The sequence below is a fragment of the Pseudomonas sp. GW822-FHT01E03 genome (assembly GCF_058802985.1).
This window is the reverse complement of record NZ_JBXAOQ010000020.1, coordinates 1-16445: the sequence shown is the minus strand read 5'-3', so window position 1 is coordinate 16445 and position 16445 is coordinate 1. Positions and strand designations below refer to the sequence as shown.

Sequence of the window (16445 nt, the reverse complement as noted above, 5' to 3'; positions counted from 1 at the left end):
GATCGAGGGTCAAGACCGAGGATCAAAAGCGTCGCGCAGTGCTTCGCCAATGAACACCAGTAAAGAAAGAATCAGCGCCAGGGTGAAGAACGCCGTCAGTCCCAGCCATGGCGCTTGCAGGTTCTGCTTGCCCTGGCCAATCAGTTCACCCAGGGAAGCGCTGCCCGCGGGCATGCCGAAGCCGAGGAAGTCCAGCGCCGTCAGGGTGGAAATCGCCCCGGTCAGAATGAACGGCAAGTAGCTCAAGGTCGCGTTCATGGCGTTGGGCAGAATGTGCCGCACGATGACTTTGCGGTCGGTCAGGCCCAGCGCGCGCGCGGCCTTGACGTATTCCAGGTTGCGCCCGCGCAGGAACTCGGCGCGCACCACGTCCACCAGGGCCAGCCATGAAAACAGCGCCATGATTCCCAGCAGCCACCAGAAATTCGGTTCGACGAAGCCCGACAGGATGATCAGCAGGTACAGCACCGGCAACCCGGACCACACCTCCAGCAGACGCTGGCCGAGCAAATCCACCCAGCCGCCGTAATAGCCTTGCAGGGCTCCGGCCGCGATGCCGATCAGGGCGCTGACAAAGGTCAGCATCAAGGCAAACAGGATCGACACCCGGGCACCGAAGATCACCCGGGCCAGAACGTCCCGTGCCTGGTCGTCGGTGCCCAGCCAATTGACGCTGGAGGGTGGGCTGGGGGCAGGCTTGTTCAGGTCGTAGTTGGGGGTGTCGTCACTGAACGGAATCGGTGGAAACAGCAACCAGCCGCCATCCTTCTTGATCAGTTTCTGCACGTAGTCGCTGCGGTAGTCGGCCTGGAACGGCAGTTGCCCGCCGAAGGCCTGTTCGGTGTGGCGCTTGAAGACCGGGAAGTACCACTGGCCTTGATAGCTGACCACTAACGGTTTGTCGTTGGCGATCAGTTCGCCGCCCAGGGTCATCAGGAACAGGCCGACAAACAACCAGAGCGACCACCAGCCCCGACGGTTTTTCTTGAAGCGCTCGAAGCGGCGACGCGCCAGCGGTGAAAGCTTGAGCATCAGGCGTTCCTCGCAGCGAAGTCGATACGCGGGTCGACCAGGGTGTAGCAGAGGTCGCCGACCAGTTTTATCAGAAGGCCAAACAGGGTGAAGATGAACAGCGAGCCGAACACCACCGGATAGTCCCGGGACACTGCCGCTTCGTAGCTCATGCGGCCGAGGCCGTCGAGGGAGAAGATCACCTCGATCAGCAGGGAACCGGCAAAAAACACACTGATGAACGCCTGGGGAATGCCCGACACCACCAGCAGCATGGCGTTGCGGAACACGTGCCCGTAGAGCACCCGTCGTTCACTCAAGCCCTTGGCCCTGGCGGTGACTACGTACTGGCGGGTGATTTCATTGAGGAACGAGTTCTTGGTCAGGATGGTTAGCGTGGCGAATCCGCCGATCACCAGGGCAGTCACGGGCAACACCAGATGCCAGAAGTAGTCGGCCACCTTGCCAAGGGTCGACAGCGATTCGAAGTTGTCCGAGACCAGCCCGCGGACCGGAAACCAGTTCAGCGAAGTGCCACCGGCAAAGATCACGATCAGAAACATCGCAAACAGGAACGCCGGCATGGCATAGCCAATGATGATCGCGGTACTGCTCCAGATGTCGAATTGGCTGCCATGGTGCACGGCCTTGCGGATGCCCAGGGGAATCGACACCAGGTAGGTGATCAGCGTCGCCCAGAGCCCGAGGGAAATGGTCACGGGCATTTTTTCGAGGATCAGGTCGGTGACGGTGGCGCCGCGGAAGAAACTCTTGCCAAAGTCCAGGCGCGCGTAGCTGGTGAGCATTAGCCAGAGGCGTTCGTGGGCCGGTTTGTCGAAGCCGTACTGTTTTTCAATGTCCTTGATCAGCTGCGGGTCGAGCCCGCGACTGGCACGGGACTTGCCGCTCACGGACTCGCCGGAACCGCCGCCGACCGCGGCGCCGCCAATGCCTTGCAGGTGCGCGATGGCCTGTTCGACTGGCCCGCCCGGCGCGGCCTGGACGATGACAAAGTTGACCAGGAGAATAATCACCAGCGTCGGAATGATCAGCAGCAGGCGCCGCAATATGTAAGCCCACATCAGTGCGGCCCTCCGGGTTTGCCTCGGCTGATACGCTCGGCCGTCATCTGTTGGTTGGTCAATGGCGTGGTGCTCATCTCCCACCAACTCTCGATGGCTTCGTCATTACTCGCTTGCACGTTCGGGATGCCGAAGCGGTTCCACCACACCGTTGAGGTGCCCGGCGGGTAATAGTTGGGAATCCAGTAGTAATTCCATTGCAGCACCCGGTCCAGGGCATGGGCGTAATGCAACATGTCAGCCTGGGTATTGGCGCGGATCAGCCCGGTGATCAGGGTGTCCACCGCCGGGTTCTTCAGCACCATGTAGTTGTTGGAGCCAGGGTCGGTGGCCGCCTCCGAACCGAAGTAATTGACCAGTTCGCCCCCCGGAGAGGTGGTGACCGGGTAGCCGGTGACGATCATGTCGTAGTCGCGGCTCATCAGGCGATTGACGTACTGGGACGAGTCGATGCGGCGGATGTTCAGGTCGATGCCGATCTGTTTCAGCGTGCGTTTATAGGGCAACAGGAGGCGGTCCATGCCGTTTTGACTGACCAGGAACGTGAAGCTCAGCGGTTCGCCGTGGGCATTGACCAGTTGGTCGCCATCGGGTTTCCAGCCGGCCTGTTCGAGCAAGTCCAGGGCCTGCAACTGCTTGTCACGAATCACGCCGCTGCCATCGGTCTTCGGCGCCTCGAACACTTTGGTGAAGACTTCGTCGGGAATCTGCCCGCGCAGCGGTTCGAGAATCGCCAACTCACCGGCATCCGGCAGTTGCCGGGCCGCGAGATCGGTATTGGAAAAAAAGCTCTGCTGGCGGATGTACATGTCGCGCATCATCTGCCGGTTGCTCCACTCGAAGTCCCACAGCATCACCAGCGCCTGGCGCACGCGACGGTCCTGGAACAGGGGCTTTTGCAGATTGAACACAAAACCCTGGGCCGGTTGCGGCGCCTCGGTGGCGAGGTGGGCTTTTTGCAGGCGACCATCGCTCAGGGCCGGGCTTTCGTAGCCGATGGAGTAAGCGGTGGCGGAAAATTCCCGGTTGTAGTCATAGGCGCCCCCGCGCAGGACCTGGCGCGCCACGTCGGTATCGCCGAAGTACTCGATGCTGAAATGATCGAAGTTGTACAGGCCACGGCTGACCGGCAGATCCTTGCCCCACCAGTCGGGATTGCGTTCGAACGTGATGCTGCGCCCCGAATCGATCTTGCCTACTTTGTAGGGGCCGCTGCCCAACGGCGCTTCATAGCCGCCGCCACCGGCGAAATCGCGGCTCTTCCACCAGTGTTCGGGAAACACCGGCAAGGTTGCGATATCGAGGGGCAGGGTGCGATTTTCGTTGTTCTTGAAATCAAAGCGGATGGTCAGTGGCGATTCCACTTCGACGCTTTTGACGTCGGCGAATTGGGTTCGGTAGCGCAGGCTGCCCTGGGTCATCAGCAGGTCGAAGGTGTAGCGCACGTCTTGGGCGGTAATCGGTTTGCCATCGGCAAAACGCGCCTTGGGGTTGAGGTAAAAGCGCAGGGACAGGCCGTCCTCTGAACGCTCCATCTTCTCAGCCACCAGACCGTAAACGGTATAAGGCTCGTCCAGCGAGCGTTGGGCCAGTGGCGAGTAGATCAAGCCGTCAATCTGTGTAACGCCGATGCCTTTGTCGATGTAAGGCAAAACATGATCGAACTGACCGATTTCGATCGCCGATCGCCGCATCGTGCCACCCTTGGGGGCCTGCGGGTTGGTGTAGGCGAAATGACTGAAGCCGGGAGGGTATTTCGCCGGTTCGCCGTACACGGTCATTGCCGGTTGCGGTGCCGCATGCACGCCCCAGGCACCCATCAGCAGGGCCACGGCCGTGAACAGCAAAGTAGGGAAAGCCAGTCGCATTGTCAGCCTTAGAACCGGGAGGTCGTTAACGACAATTTGTACGCTAGCGGCGCGTCCCTCGCCAGCCGTATTGCGCGTTGAAAACACAACGGCCCACCAATAGGCGGGCCGTTGAGTGAATAGCTCAAGCGTCGATCAGTCCTGACGGCTGGTCACTTCCAGAAGGTGGAAACCGAACTGGGTCTTGACCGGGCCCTGGACCACGTTGAGCGGTGCGCTGAAGACCACGGTGTCGAATTCCTTGACCATCTGGCCCGGACCGAACGAACCCAGGTCACCGCCCTGGCGGCTGGAAGGGCAGGTGGAGTTTGCCTTGGCAACTTCGGCGAAATCGGCGCCAGCCTCGATTTGGGCCTTGAGTTCGTTGCACTTGGTTTCGGAGGCAACAAGGATGTGACGGGCAGTGGCTTTAGCCATGGGAAAATACTCCTTTCAATACTCGATAAAGTGCTGAGCCTACCGGATTCAGTGAGCTATTTCTCCTCAAAGTTCCGTTCCACGCAGGATCCGCGGCAGTCGCACCTCAGAGGCCGGCGTCCCTCAAGCGCCTGGCGTGCTGGACATACAGTTCAATCGGGTTGACACCTTTACGCAGTTGACCGGCTGGCTGGCCAATGGTGTCCAGATGATCCAGTGAATAGTCGGACCGGATAACCGTTCCCAGATGGGAGCTGAAACGACCGACCAAACCGTCGTTCTGCTCGCTTTCCGTGACGAAATAACCGGAAAGGGCTCGACAGAAGACGTTGAACGGATCGAGCGCAAAAAGCCCTTCTTGGAGTGCATTCGGCGGCAGCACGCCGCTCCACGAGTAGTAATGAACACCGTTGACCCGTTCGCACCCCTTGCCACCCCAGGTGGCAGGCAGTCCTTGTGGGTATTTGTCGTTGAATGCGCCTACGCCTTCGGTGGTCAGCGCGTTGAGGGCGGCAATGGCGTTCCGCGGTAGATACTGATTGTCGCTTAATGCCGCGAGGAAGTCGGCGAACAGGGTCACCACTGTCTCGGCCACATGTTCCGGCAGGCAGCCCGGTGTCAATGCCTTGCGCAGGAAGTCGGCCAGTTCCGAACCATGGTTCGGCCCGCTGACAGAAGTGACCGATGCCACGCTGTGTGGCGCAATCGCCGCGGCATAACGTGCGGTCAGTGCGCCCTGGCTATGACCTATGAGGTTGACTTTGTGTGCACCGGTTCCTTCCAGTACCCGCTCGATCTGTGCGAGCAATTGGTCTCCGCGTACCTCGTTGTCATGGATGGCCGACAAGTGGGGAACGAACACCCTGGCTCCGGCGTTCCTCAGCGCCTGTCTGATGTCGTGAAAGAGCTCGAACTTGCCGATTCTTTCGAAGCCGAAAAGGCCGTGGACCAGCAGTATTGGGTAACAAGTGCTTGCATTCCTTTGCATGTTCATACCTTTACGCAGAAGTTCATTGGGACTGCATGGCGCTTCACTCTAAAACACTCGAGGTTGGCGCGATGTATGAAAAGTCCGGCGAAACTTGCGGAAAACGGAATAGAACAAGTGCGAATACCCAAGAGTGGCTGAAGCCTTGGTCGGAATCGTTTGAGGACTTTTCGCTGCAATCAGCTTGCTGCTGATCAAAGACCTACTTTGCATGTATCGACTTTCCGAGTGGGTCAGCGTTTGAGGCCGACATCGCGATTGATTGCCATGGGGTTAAATAACCGTCCAGAGCCGGCCACCTGTCCGGTGTCTATTCCAGGGAATGGAGCGAATGAATGACTGCTTATGAACCCGATACCTTGAATCTCGTGCAGCAACCATTACCACCTCCCATGCTGGAGCAGGCGCAAAACGGTGTTCTGAACCCTTCTGACAAAAAAGCCGTCATCAGGGTCCAGCCGTATCCAGGCATGACCTGCGGCGACAAATTACTATTGAGTTGGGCGGGGCTGGATGCCGATGGCTTCGCCTGCAAGCATCAGGTGGCGCGTTTTGTCAGTGAGGAACGGGTCGGCGAGGACATCATCTTTGCCGTAGGTAGTGCACATATCGCGGCGCTTGAGGGTGGCTCACTGGAAATCGGTTACTCACTCACGAGCACCCGATTTGCCGAGCCCGTGCATTCCCATCGTCTGCAGCTGAGTGTCGGTGACGTGCAATGCGACCTGTTGCCCGCGACGGTGAACGATGCGGTGGGTACAACGCTTGATCCGGATAGGGTGAAAGAAGGGGCGATCGTTACGATCAAACCCTATGCGCGCATGGCGGCGGGCGACTGGGTGTTGCTGACCTGGGCGGGCGTTTCGGTCGACTCAAGTTTCAGTGATGCACTCAAGGTCGAGTCCTTCGCGGTGGGGGACGAACTGTCGTTCTGGGTCAGTCCGGAGTGCATTACGCTGAATTTGGGCTCCTCAGTGTCCGTCGATTATTGCGTCAAGCAAGCAGGGCAGGGGCCTCGCTATTCTGAAGTAACGGCACTGATGATTGGCATCCTGGAGCGCCGACCACTGCAAGCACCCACTGTGCTGGAAGCCGACGAAGGTTGGGTGGACCTGCATGATGCGCAGGATGGCGTGACCGTCGTCATCGAGAACGCCAGCGCTGAAAAAGGAGAACGGATTTACCTGGAGTGCGACGGGGAGAAACTCAATCACCATGACGACCGCGAAATAACCAGGGACACCGTTGGCGAGCCGTTGGTGTTCATCGTTCCCTACCCGTTCTGGAGGGAACATCGAGATTCGGCGATCCGTGTTTCCTATTCAGTCGAGCGCCTTGACGGCACCCGACAGCAATCGGGGGTGACGCTGGTTCAAGTGCAGTCCCTGATGGGACATTGATTGCCATTTGCCCTCCAGTCTTTCCATGAAGACCGGAGGGCAGACGGATGATGTCGATTATCAGGCGTTGTTTGACGCTCGCAGCCGATCTGCCGCTTCAAGCAACAACTGTTCTGTCCCGGCCCAACCGAGGCAACCATCGGTCACCGACACACCGTATTTCAATGACGAACTCAATGGCTGGCAGCCTTCGAACAAATGGCTCTCGATCATCATGCCGATCAGCGAACGATCACCTTGCAGGCGTTGTTCAAGCACATCGTTGAAAACGGCTGGCTGGCGCAACGGGTCTTTGCCACTGTTGGCATGACTGCAATCGACCATGATTCGAGCCGGAATCCTGAGCCTGGTCAGGTCGCTGTTCACCTGGGCGATGCTGGCGCTGTCGTAGTTCGGGCCGCGATGGCCGCCGCGCAGTACCAGGTGCGTGTCCGCATTACCCGGGGTTTGAATGATCGCCGGATGTCCCTGGCTATCGACACCGAAATGGCGATGGGGATGGGCGGCGGAGCGCATGGCATCGCTGGCGACGCCAACACCGCCGTCCGTCCCGTTCTTGAACCCTACCGGCATGCCCAGGCCGCTGGCCATTTCCCGATGGATCTGCGACTCCGTGGTCCGGGCGCCAATTGCGACCCAGCTCAACAGATCATCGAAGTAGCCGGCCGCCATCGGTTGCAGCAGTTCAGTGGCAACGGGCAGGCCTAGGTGGAGCATTTCGCGCATCAACTCGCGGGACAGCGTCAGGCCGGCGGCCATGTCATCGCTGCCATCGAGGTGCGGGTCGTAGGCCAGGCCTTTCCAGCCAACCGTGGTACGGGGTTTTTCGACGTAGGCACGCATCACCAGCAGCATTTCGTCGCTGACTTCGGCGGCGAGGCGGGCAAGGTTGCCAGCGTATTCGAGGGCTGATTCGGGATCGTGTATCGAGCAGGGGCCGACGATGACCAGCAGGCGGGAATCTTCACCGTTGAGGATCGCGCGAACCGCCTGGCGGTGGGCGGTGACTTGCCGGGTCAGGGCGTTGCCGAGGGGCAATTGCTGTTTGAGTTGCAATGAGCTGGGCAGGCGCAGGGTCAGCGCTTCATTGGCAGGGCTCAAGGTGGACAGCGGCAGTGCAGAGACGGACGAGTTCATATTCAAGGCTTCCTGGACTGGTGGCGGGTTCGTGCCCGCGCGCTCGGCCCTACTGGGGTGTTCGACAATTGGCCGGATTGGCTGTGTGTGTGTGCTTGCCACCTGTGGGTGACCGATCGGAGGCGGCAGGCTGTCCCGAGCGGAGGGTGGTAAATCGCCAGGCGGTAAAACTGTCGTAACGGTAATAAGTGGCGTAGTTCATGTTCTTAATCCTCTGAATGTCTGGTGTGTCGCTAAAAGTGTTGGGGCCGAAAAAACAAAACCCCCGGTCGGGAGGCCGACCGGGGGTTGAGAATTCTCTGGTGGCGACCCGTTTAAAGTGGGCGCCGTGTGGGTATCAGGCGCGCCAGTGGCTAAACCAATACCCAAAATAAAAGCTGACCGGAGCACAACCGTCGTTCACCCGGGCAGCAGCAACCGAGCGCGGGGCGCTGGCGGTACCAAGCTGTAAGAGGGCGTTGAACATGGTCTGTCTCCGATGGATGGGTCGAGCTTACTAGAGGCCGGTACGCAGATTCAATCAGAAAATGCTATCGGCCAACGTCGTCCCTTTCTATCGCTTGAGTACCCCGAAGGATGTGACACACTCTGCGCTTCAATAAAAAACATATCGTCACAAGGACGCACCTGACCCTCGCCGTGGAGCTGGAATGATGGAACGCCAATGGCGTCCGGCAACACCGGATGACCTGGAATTTGCCCGCGAACTGACCCGTAGGGGCATGCTGCGTTACTACATTGAGCATGACCTGTTGTGGCTGGACGAAGCGTTTGACGTGGCCTGGGCCGGGCGGGACAACCGCTTGATCGCATGGGGCGACAAAGTGCTGGGTTATGTCAGCCTGAGCCGTGACGCCAGGGCCTTGTATATCCGTGAATTGCATATCGTCGAAGCGTTTCGTGGGCAGGGCGCTGGGTCCTGGGCGATCGATCAGGTACTGGTTCTGGTACGCCAGGAGCGGCGCCCGGCGTTGCGCCTGACGGTTTTCGAAAACAACCCGGCGCAAGCGTTGTACGAGCGTAAGGGATTGAGGGTGGTGGGCAAGGACGAATGTTTCCTGAGGATGCAGCTGGATATCCCCGGCCTGGATCGCTGCAACACGCTTGCGGCAAGCCTTTCAAGATGAATTGAAACTTTTAATCTGACGCTTTCCGCTAGGTCTGCCAGATGCTTTTTGCTAAGGTGTCTGACAACCCAATAAGACCAAATCGCGAGGTGTCTGCTTGATTAGGGTGCTAGTAGTCGATGACCATGATCTCGTTCGTACAGGCATTACACGAATGCTGGCTGACATCGATGGCCTGCAAGTAGTCGGCCAGGCCGAGTCGGGTGAGGAATCCCTGATCAAGGCGCGCGAGCTGAAACCCGATGTGGTGTTGATGGACGTCAAGATGCCGGGTATCGGCGGTCTTGAAGCCACTCGAAAATTATTGCGCAGTCATCCGGATATCAAGGTCGTCGCGGTGACCGTGTGTGAAGAGGACCCGTTTCCTACGCGGCTGTTGCAGGCCGGTGCGGCAGGTTACCTGACCAAGGGGGCAGGTTTGCCGGAAATGGTCCAGGCCATTCGCCTGGTGTTTGCCGGGCAACGCTACATCAGTCCGCAAATTGCCCAGCAATTGGCGATCAAGTCCTTCCAGCCGACCAACGATTCGCCTTTCGATGCCTTGTCGGAGCGGGAAATCCAGATCGCGCTGATGATCGTCGGCTGCCAGAAAGTACAGATCATTTCCGATAAACTGTGCCTGTCCCCGAAAACCGTGAACACCTACCGTTACCGCATCTTCGAAAAGCTTTCGATCAGCAGTGATGTCGAGTTGACGCTGTTGGCGGTTCGTCATGGCATGGTCGACGCCAGCCTCTGAAAATGAACGACACCTTTGATCCGAGCGCCTTTCTGTCGACCGTTAGCGGGCGCCCAGGTGTGTACCGCATGTTCGACAGCGAAGCGCGGTTGCTCTACGTCGGCAAGGCGAAGAACCTCAAGAATCGCCTGTCGAGCTACTTTCGCAAGACCGGGCTTGCCCCCAAGACCGCCGCGCTGGTAGCGCGTATCGCCCAGGTCGAGACGACGATCACCGCCAACGAAACCGAAGCCTTGCTGCTTGAGCAGACGCTGATCAAGGAATGGCGTCCGCCCTATAACATCCTGCTGCGCGACGATAAATCCTACCCCTACGTCTTTCTCTCCGACGGAGAGTTTCCGCGCCTGAGCATTCATCGCGGCGCGAAAAAGGCCAAGGGCAAGTATTTCGGGCCTTATCCGAGTGCCGGCGCGATCCGCGAAAGCCTGAGCCTGCTGCAAAAGACGTTTTTCGTTCGGCAATGCGAAGACAGTTACTACAAGAACCGCACGCGCCCTTGCCTGCAATACCAGATCAAGCGCTGCAAGGCGCCCTGTGTCGGGCTGGTGGAGCCGCAGGTGTACGCCGAGGATGTCCGCCATTCGGTGATGTTTCTTGAAGGGCGCAGCAATGCACTGACTGACGAGTTGTCCGCCGGGATGGAAGAGGCGGCGATCAATCTCGAATTCGAACGAGCAGCCGAGTTGCGGGACCAGATTGCGTTACTGCGCCGGGTCCAGGATCAACAGAGCATGGAGGGCGGGACCGGCGACGTCGATGTGATTGCCGCCTTCGTCAACCCGGGCGGCGCCTGTGTTCACTTGATCAGCGTGCGGGGCGGGCGGGTACTGGGAAGCAAGAACTTCTTCCCTCAAGTCGGTATTGAAGAAGACGTTTCCGAAGTCATGGCTGCATTTCTAGGCCAGTACTTCATCAGCAGTCCTGAACGCGACTTGCCAAGCGAACTGATCGTCAATGTGGTCCACGATGACTTTCCCACGCTGATCGCCGCCATCGACGAGTTGCGCGGTCGTGAACTGACCATCAGCCATCGCGTGCGGGGCACGCGGGCGCGCTGGCAGCAATTGGCGGTGACCAATGCCGAGCAGGCACTGAGTGCGCGCCTGGCGAATCGTCAGCACATTACGGCGCGCTTCGATGCGCTGGCCGAGGTGCTGAAGCTGGATGAACCTCCACAGCGCCTTGAGTGCTACGACATCAGTCACTCCAGCGGCGAGGCGACGGTGGCGTCCTGCGTGGTCTTCGGTCCCGAAGGTCCGATCAAGGCCGATTACCGCCGGTACAACATTGAGGGCGTTACGGCCGGCGATGATTACGCGGCGATGCATCAGGCGCTGACCCGACGCTTCAGCAAACTGAAGGACGGGGAGGGCAAGCTGCCGGATATCCTGCTGGTGGACGGCGGTAAAGGTCAGTTGTCCATGGCCCGTGACGTGCTCGATGAACTGGCCGTGCCTGACCTGATTCTGCTGGGCGTGGCAAAAGGTGCGACGCGCAAGGCCGGTTTCGAAACCCTGTACCTGAACGACGCTGCACATGAGTTCACCTTGCGCGGGGATTCGCCCGCGCTGCACCTGATCCAGCAGATTCGCGACGAAGCCCACCGGTTTGCCATTACCGGGCACCGCGCCCGACGTGGAAAAACCCGTCGGACGTCTACACTGGAAGGCGTCGCCGGCGTCGGACCCACACGTCGGCGTGATTTGTTGAAACATTTTGGTGGATTGCAGGAGCTGTCTCGTGCAAGCATCGAAGAAATTGCCAAAGCCCCCGGGATCAGTAAAAAGCTCGCAGAGTTGATTTATGCAAATCTGCACAGCGAGTAGAATGCCCCCTCACCTCGCAGCCAGTTGTGCCGATGAATATCCCTAATCTGATTACCGTTCTACGCGTTCTGCTCATACCGATCTTCATTTTGCTGTTCTACCTGCCTTACCAGTGGAGCTACATGGCCTCCGCTTCGGTCTTCGCATTTGCTGCCGCGACCGACTGGCTGGACGGGTATCTGGCCCGCCGGCTGGAACAAAGCACACCGTTCGGGGCTTTCCTCGATCCGGTTGCCGATAAGCTGATGGTTGCGGTTGCATTGGTCCTGTTGGTGCAGGAACACGGAAACCTGTGGCTCACGCTGCCGGCTGCCGTGATCATCGGTCGCGAGATTGTCGTCTCGGCACTGCGCGAGTGGATGGCCGAACTGGGCGCTCGTGCCCACGTCGCCGTATCGAACCTGGGCAAATGGAAAACCGCCGCGCAAATGTTGGCGCTGGTGATCCTGCTGGCCAATTCCAAGGATTTCAGTTTCTGGGTCTTGCTGGGCTACACCTTGCTGATGGTGTCGGCTGGCCTGACTTTGTGGTCGATGGTCCAGTACCTGCGGGCTGCCTGGCCACATCTGAAGACCGACGTTGAAAAGAAATAAAACTTTTTTGAATCAAAGGGTTGACGGGGCTTCTGGATTCTATAGAATGCGCCACACCAAGACGCGGGAATAGCTCAGTTGGTAGAGCACGACCTTGCCAAGGTCGGGGTCGCGAGTTCGAGTCTCGTTTCCCGCTCCAAGTTTGTACGCATTTGATGTCGCGCTACTGACAACAAATGTTTTGAGGCCGAGTAGCAAAATGGTTATGCAGCGGATTGCAAATCCGCCTACGCCGGTTCGATTCCGACCTCGGCCTCCACTAATAAACAAGCTCCGTAGATCTATGATTTACGGAGCTTTTTTATTTGCAATAGCCTGCAAGATTTAGTCTTGAAAAGGGTATTTGCGAACTTGCTTCACTGGGGCGGGATGTATATATTTCCACCTCTGCTGCACAAGCGTCAGAACTGCCAGAGCGTTATTTGGCAAAAGCTTGACGCTTCACCGCGCTACCGCCCGAATGGCGAAACTGGTAGACGCATGGGACTTAAAATCCCCCGCTCGTAAGGGCGTGCCGGTTCGATTCCGGCTTCGGGCACCATGAATATCAAGGGCTTGCATGGGATACCTCATGCAAGCCCTTATTTCTTTGCTCCGCAAAAATGGATCCCTGCTCCGCAACTCACGACCGCTGGTCATTTCGTAGGCCTCACTTTCATGCCTTTGCGCATGCGAATTTATTGCTCTGTCATGCCCACAGTAGTGTGTCCAAGTTGATCTCGCGCCGCCCGAATATTGCCTGTTGATTCTTCTTTGTCCGTTGCTGCCTTTGCTCTTAAATCGCGCATTTGAAAGTCAGCTTTTTCAATACCGGCGGCTTCGCGGGCATCATCAAATCGTTTTCGAAGCATGCTGGTTGTCATTGGTTGGCCGTTTTCCATAACCACCAGACGAGTAGACCGAATCTTGTAACCAGCCTTGCGCGCCAAGATTCGATCGATCACAACTTTCAGTTCGCCGAAGATCTCGATCCTCCGCTTTGCGCTAGTTTTCCCCTGTTGAATGGCCGACTGGCCGTCGCGGATATCACGCTCGTCCATCTTTAAGGTATCCGCTATACGTTGGGCGGTGAGATAGAACAAATCCAGGGCGTCACGAAGCGGTTGCTCGGCCTGCTCATACACCTTCAGCAGTAGCTCATCCTCGATATAGATGTCCCGTCCCAACTCCTTGTTGCCTTTTACGCCTGAACAAGGGTTAGCCAGGGCTGTGTAACCGCTCTGGCGGGCGAAATTCCATACTGAGCTGAGCAGCGCTTTTTCTCGGTTTGCCCGCATCGGTGCAGTTTTTGAGCGGTACCGCAAACACTGCCGTACATGTGGAGGCTCAATGGCCTCAAGTGGGGCAGGTGGGTCATTGAAGAACACCAGCAATTGCTTCAATTCCCGGGCGTTATCCTTTTGGGTCGCAGGCGCCTTTGTCGGGACTACTTCCTCCATATATAGGTTGGCCACGTAATCGAAAGTGATCACCGTTCTCGCCAGTGCGGCTGAAATCCGGGTTTTCTCTAGCTTCGCGTATTCGAGGATGGCCAGGCCGTAATCGGAGCCAAGCGGAATTTCCCGCCGCGGCTTTGTGCCAGTGTCGTAGTAGTAATAAACAGTCCCACGACGCTGTTTGCGCTTTCTCAGCCGGGCAACACTGTCCGGCTTTATTGGTTTACGCTCCATTTAGAGTGCTTTCCTTGGCTGCCAGGTGGTGGGTAGCGCGGATTGAAGCTGCTTGCTATCTATCAATGCGGATGTGGTCACGCAAGGCCAGCCATTACGTTTGACGGTATGTCGGATGCCATTCTTGCGTAACACAGCCAGTTGACCCGCTTTGGTTCGGGCGGCGGTCAACTCGCACACTTGTTCGTGGGTCAAAAACTCAGTACTGCTCATTGTTTACCTCCTTGGCGACTGACGCTCACGCCTGAAAAATCCAGCACTTCACGATGGGTTGCTTGGTGACGGTGGCGTTGGAGTGCTTGGCCTGGTGGGCGCGCACCGCGCTGTCGGTTGCCTTGGCACCCAGCACTTCACCCAGAGTGGTATTGCTCCAGCTGCACTCGCGTTTGGTTTTGAGCCCTGTCCGCAGATCCGCCGAGCGTGCGCGAATGCTGAGCACGTCGGGTGCGCCGCTGTGCTCGGTTTCGTCGACGGTATAGGTGCCTTTGTCCACCAGGCCGGTATCACTCCAGCCCAGCCACAGTCGCAAAGTGGCGCCCTTGGGTGGAATGGCCAGAAGGCCATCGTGGTCGCTGAGAGTAATGCTGAGCTGGTCGGCCTCGATGCCGCGATTGTCGGTCAGCTCCAGGTTCATCAGCCGCGGACTGATCAACTGCGCTATGTCATTGCCATCGACGGTCAGGCGAAACGCCGGTACCGCATTGGCGGCATCGCGGCGGGCTTGCTCCAGTGCGTTTTTCACATAGCCCGTTACCCGGGCAATCGCGGTATCGATCACAGCAGCCCCCTGAGAATGTTCAAGCCGGCGCCAGTGGCGGCGAGGATGACCCCGCCGATACGCTGGTGCCACGACTGGCAGCGGCGGGGGCTGATCTGACTCGGGTGCACATCATTCAAGGGCGCATCAATGCTCAAGGCGACGGTGACCCGTTCGACCCGGCCAATGACATCGCTTTGTTGAGGGCCACCGCCCACGAAATTGGCGGCGTCTCTCTGTTGATGCTCGATCCGATCGTCAGTGCTGTGAAGGGTGATATGCACAAGGCCAACGACGTGCGGCGCGCGCTGCAGGGTGTGGTGGACTTCGCCGAGCAGAACCTCTGCGCGGTTGTGGGCATTTCGCATTTCGCCAAGGGAGGGGCGGGATCGTCACCGGCTGATCGGGTAATCGGTTCACAGGCATTCTCGGCGCTGGCGCGTACGGTGCTGGTGGCCGACAAGCAGGAAGACTCCGACCAACGAGTGCTGGCGCGGGCGAAATCGAACATCGGCACCGATGAAGGTGGCGTCTCCTACACCATCGAGCCTTGCGGCATTGGTGGCGGGATTGAGGCCACGCGTGACCTGAAGATCGGCGACCTGGAAAGCGGGGCGCCGGAGCTGCGCGCCGACTCGCGCTACAACCGCGACAACGCCTACATCACCCAGTATTACGCGTTGTCCAGCGACCTCTTCGCGGTGATGATCAAGACCGCGCCGGAAGGCTGCCTGAACTACAAGACCCTGGTGCTCGCCGATCGCCTGGCCTGGGAGCTGCAACAGTACCCGGGCGTGCAGGCCACCGCGTCCTTGGTCAACGCGGTGCGCCAGATCACCGCCGGCACCTACGAAGGCAACCCCAAGCTCAACAGCATCCAGCGCAACCAGGACGTGCTGAACTACGCCGCCCAGCAAGCCTCGGTCAATGCCCCGGAGTTGTTCAACACCGAGTGCTCGCTGATGCCGGTGATCGCTTACCTCAAGGATCACAAGGCCGAAACCCTCGATGCGGTGGTGGCGATCGCCGACCAGTTCGCCAGGGAAAACAGCAGCGACGATCGCCAGTTCCTGCTCGCCGCCGGCAACGCCGGGATCGAGGCGGCGACCAACATCGTGGTGCGTGAAGCCAATCGCACCATGCTGCTGTACGTCTACCTGGCGGTGACGCTGTTCTGCCTGATCACCTTCCGCAGCTGGCGCGCCACGCTGGTGGCCCTGTTGCCGCTGGTGCTGACCTCGATCCTCTGCGAAGCCTTGATGGTGGCCATGGGTATCGGCGTGAAAGTCGCGACCCTTCCGGTGATCGCCCTCGGGGTGGGCATCGGCGTGGACTACGCCTTGTATCTGCTCAGTGTGCAGTTGCACTTCCAGCGCCAGGGCTTGCCGCTGTCCCAGGCCTACCGCAACGCCGTGTCCTTCACCGGCCGCGTGGTCGGGCTGGTGGGTATCACCCTCGCGGCCGGCGTGGTGTGCTGGGTCTGGTCGCCGATCAAGTTCCAGGCCGACATGGGCATCCTGCTGACCTTCATGTTCGTCTGGAACATGCTCGGCGCGCTGATCCTGATCCCGGCGTTGTCGCATTTTCTGCTTCGCAGTCCAAGGCATGTCTTGTCCAGGTCCCTGACCGCAGCAGCGGAATCTGTCCAAAACAAGCCCATGACGCAATCCGCTGAGGCTGACGTTCCTGTCAGTCAGGGTGATCAAGACACCAACAATTCGAGAGCCATTCCATCATGAGTGATTACAAAGCCCCCCTGCGCGATATGCGCTTCGTCCTCAATGAAGTTTTCGAGGTCGCCAAACTCTGGGCCGAACTGCCTGCACTGGC

The 16445-nt window shown here is 58.7% G+C and carries 14 protein-coding genes, 3 tRNA genes and 3 pseudogenes; 11 read left to right on the top strand and 9 right to left on the bottom strand.

The features are described 5' to 3' along the window. Positions 1 to 9: 9 nt before the first annotated feature. The 5 genes from AC1RP7_RS26685 to AC1RP7_RS26665 all read right to left on the bottom strand — a co-directional run bounded on the left by AC1RP7_RS26685 (position 10) and on the right by AC1RP7_RS26665 (position 5366). Complete coding sequence (locus AC1RP7_RS26685) at positions 10 to 1032, bottom strand: ABC transporter permease (protein ID WP_057714609.1); 1023 nt, start codon at positions 1030 to 1032, stop codon at positions 10 to 12. Next, positions 1032 to 2093, bottom strand: coding sequence for a microcin C ABC transporter permease YejB (locus AC1RP7_RS26680; RefSeq protein WP_057714611.1), 1062 nt, complete (start codon positions 2091 to 2093; stop codon positions 1032 to 1034). The genes AC1RP7_RS26685 and AC1RP7_RS26680 overlap by 1 nt, the downstream gene beginning before the upstream one ends. Further along, a complete protein-coding gene (locus AC1RP7_RS26675) occupies positions 2093 to 3961 on the bottom strand; it encodes an extracellular solute-binding protein (protein ID WP_493183349.1) in 1869 nt (622 codons plus the stop codon). Before AC1RP7_RS26675 ends, AC1RP7_RS26680 begins: the two co-directional genes overlap by 1 nt. Before the next feature lie 135 nt (positions 3962 to 4096). Then, positions 4097 to 4378, bottom strand: coding sequence for a peptidylprolyl isomerase (locus AC1RP7_RS26670; RefSeq protein ID WP_493183351.1), 282 nt, complete (start codon positions 4376 to 4378; stop codon positions 4097 to 4099). Between the two features lie 106 nt (positions 4379 to 4484). Continuing rightward, positions 4485 to 5366: an esterase/lipase family protein gene (locus AC1RP7_RS26665; RefSeq protein ID WP_493183352.1), complete on the bottom strand. Its 882-nt coding sequence runs from the start codon at positions 5364 to 5366 to the stop codon at positions 4485 to 4487. Between the two features lie 335 nt (positions 5367 to 5701). Between AC1RP7_RS26665 and AC1RP7_RS26660 the strand changes: the two genes are divergently transcribed. Further along, the gene (locus AC1RP7_RS26660) at positions 5702 to 6766 is read left to right on the top strand and encodes a hypothetical protein (RefSeq protein WP_493183353.1); all 1065 of its coding nucleotides are present in this window, start codon (positions 5702 to 5704) and stop codon (positions 6764 to 6766) included. A gap of 60 nt (positions 6767 to 6826) precedes the next feature. Here the strand turns inward: AC1RP7_RS26660 and AC1RP7_RS26655 are convergent, their stop codons facing one another. Further along, a complete protein-coding gene (locus AC1RP7_RS26655) occupies positions 6827 to 7903 on the bottom strand; it encodes a 3-deoxy-7-phosphoheptulonate synthase (protein WP_340312114.1) in 1077 nt (358 codons plus the stop codon). Positions 7904 to 8556: 653 nt separating this feature from the next. Here AC1RP7_RS26655 and AC1RP7_RS26650 point away from each other — a divergent pair. From AC1RP7_RS26650 to AC1RP7_RS26620, 7 genes are all read left to right on the top strand, one after another. Next, on the top strand, positions 8557 to 9030 hold the full coding sequence (locus AC1RP7_RS26650; protein ID WP_493183355.1) for a GNAT family N-acetyltransferase: 474 nt from the start codon (positions 8557 to 8559) through the stop codon (positions 9028 to 9030). Positions 9031 to 9127: 97 nt separating this feature from the next. Then, positions 9128 to 9769, top strand: coding sequence for a response regulator transcription factor GacA (gacA, locus tag AC1RP7_RS26645; protein ID WP_032829778.1), 642 nt, complete (start codon positions 9128 to 9130; stop codon positions 9767 to 9769). A 2-nt stretch (positions 9770 to 9771) separates the two neighbouring features. Then, positions 9772 to 11595: an excinuclease ABC subunit UvrC gene (uvrC, locus tag AC1RP7_RS26640; RefSeq protein ID WP_057714618.1), complete on the top strand. Its 1824-nt coding sequence runs from the start codon at positions 9772 to 9774 to the stop codon at positions 11593 to 11595. 32 nt (positions 11596 to 11627) lie between these two features. Further along, positions 11628 to 12188, top strand: a complete 561-nt coding sequence (gene pgsA, locus AC1RP7_RS26635) for a CDP-diacylglycerol--glycerol-3-phosphate 3-phosphatidyltransferase (protein WP_057714620.1) — start codon at positions 11628 to 11630, stop codon at positions 12186 to 12188. A gap of 63 nt (positions 12189 to 12251) precedes the next feature. After that, positions 12252 to 12327: transfer RNA gene (locus AC1RP7_RS26630), tRNA-Gly, on the top strand. A 46-nt stretch (positions 12328 to 12373) separates the two neighbouring features. After that, positions 12374 to 12447, top strand: a tRNA-Cys gene (locus AC1RP7_RS26625). Positions 12448 to 12642: 195 nt separating this feature from the next. Continuing rightward, positions 12643 to 12729, top strand: a tRNA-Leu gene (locus AC1RP7_RS26620). 136 nt (positions 12730 to 12865) lie between these two features. Here AC1RP7_RS26620 and AC1RP7_RS26615 read toward each other — a convergent pair. The 3 genes and pseudogenes from AC1RP7_RS26615 to AC1RP7_RS26605 form a co-directional block, all read right to left on the bottom strand. Beyond that, a complete protein-coding gene (locus AC1RP7_RS26615; RefSeq protein WP_493183357.1) occupies positions 12866 to 13858 on the bottom strand; it encodes a site-specific integrase in 993 nt (330 codons plus the stop codon). Continuing rightward, entirely contained in the window at positions 13859 to 14071 is a 213-nt protein-coding gene (locus tag AC1RP7_RS26610) for a DUF4224 domain-containing protein (RefSeq protein ID WP_493183359.1), read from the bottom strand. A gap of 97 nt (positions 14072 to 14168) precedes the next feature. Then, positions 14169 to 14636, bottom strand: a pseudogene (locus AC1RP7_RS26605) (phage late control D family protein); the annotation flags it as partial. Here AC1RP7_RS26605 and AC1RP7_RS26600 point away from each other — a divergent pair. The 3 genes and pseudogenes from AC1RP7_RS26600 to AC1RP7_RS26590 all read left to right on the top strand — a co-directional run. Then, positions 14588 to 14986, top strand: a pseudogene (locus tag AC1RP7_RS26600) (AAA family ATPase); the annotation flags it as partial. The pseudogenes AC1RP7_RS26605 and AC1RP7_RS26600 sit on opposite strands and share 49 nt — an antisense overlap. Before the next feature lie 213 nt (positions 14987 to 15199). Further along, positions 15200 to 16354, top strand: a pseudogene (locus tag AC1RP7_RS26595) (efflux RND transporter permease subunit); the annotation flags it as partial. Next, positions 16351 to 16445 (top strand): acyl-CoA dehydrogenase N-terminal domain-containing protein (locus tag AC1RP7_RS26590; RefSeq protein ID WP_493184006.1); only part of this gene is annotated, 95 nt, incomplete at its 3' end. The pseudogene AC1RP7_RS26595 and the gene AC1RP7_RS26590, both read left to right, overlap by 4 nt.

Excerpts from the sequence above, each read along its gene's own strand:
- uvrC (WP_057714618.1), top strand. The coding sequence starts at position 9,772 with ATGAACGACACCTTTGATCCGAGCGCCTTTCTGTCGACCGTTAGCGGG.
- AC1RP7_RS26650 (WP_493183355.1), top strand. The coding sequence starts at position 8,557 with ATGGAACGCCAATGGCGTCCGGCAACACCGGATGACCTGGAATTTGCC.
- AC1RP7_RS26675 (WP_493183349.1), bottom strand. The coding sequence starts at position 3,961 with ATGCGACTGGCTTTCCCTACTTTGCTGTTCACGGCCGTGGCCCTGCTG.
- AC1RP7_RS26680 (WP_057714611.1), bottom strand. The coding sequence starts at position 2,093 with ATGTGGGCTTACATATTGCGGCGCCTGCTGCTGATCATTCCGACGCTG.
- AC1RP7_RS26655 (WP_340312114.1), bottom strand. The coding sequence starts at position 7,903 with ATGAACTCGTCCGTCTCTGCACTGCCGCTGTCCACCTTGAGCCCTGCC.
- AC1RP7_RS26660 (WP_493183353.1), top strand. The coding sequence starts at position 5,702 with ATGACTGCTTATGAACCCGATACCTTGAATCTCGTGCAGCAACCATTA.
- AC1RP7_RS26685 (WP_057714609.1), bottom strand. The coding sequence starts at position 1,032 with ATGCTCAAGCTTTCACCGCTGGCGCGTCGCCGCTTCGAGCGCTTCAAG.
- AC1RP7_RS26670 (WP_493183351.1), bottom strand. The coding sequence starts at position 4,378 with ATGGCTAAAGCCACTGCCCGTCACATCCTTGTTGCCTCCGAAACCAAG.
- pgsA (WP_057714620.1), top strand. The coding sequence starts at position 11,628 with ATGAATATCCCTAATCTGATTACCGTTCTACGCGTTCTGCTCATACCG.
- AC1RP7_RS26665 (WP_493183352.1), bottom strand. The coding sequence starts at position 5,366 with ATGCAAAGGAATGCAAGCACTTGTTACCCAATACTGCTGGTCCACGGC.
- AC1RP7_RS26615 (WP_493183357.1), bottom strand. The coding sequence starts at position 13,858 with ATGGAGCGTAAACCAATAAAGCCGGACAGTGTTGCCCGGCTGAGAAAG.
- AC1RP7_RS26610 (WP_493183359.1), bottom strand. The coding sequence starts at position 14,071 with ATGAGCAGTACTGAGTTTTTGACCCACGAACAAGTGTGCGAGTTGACC.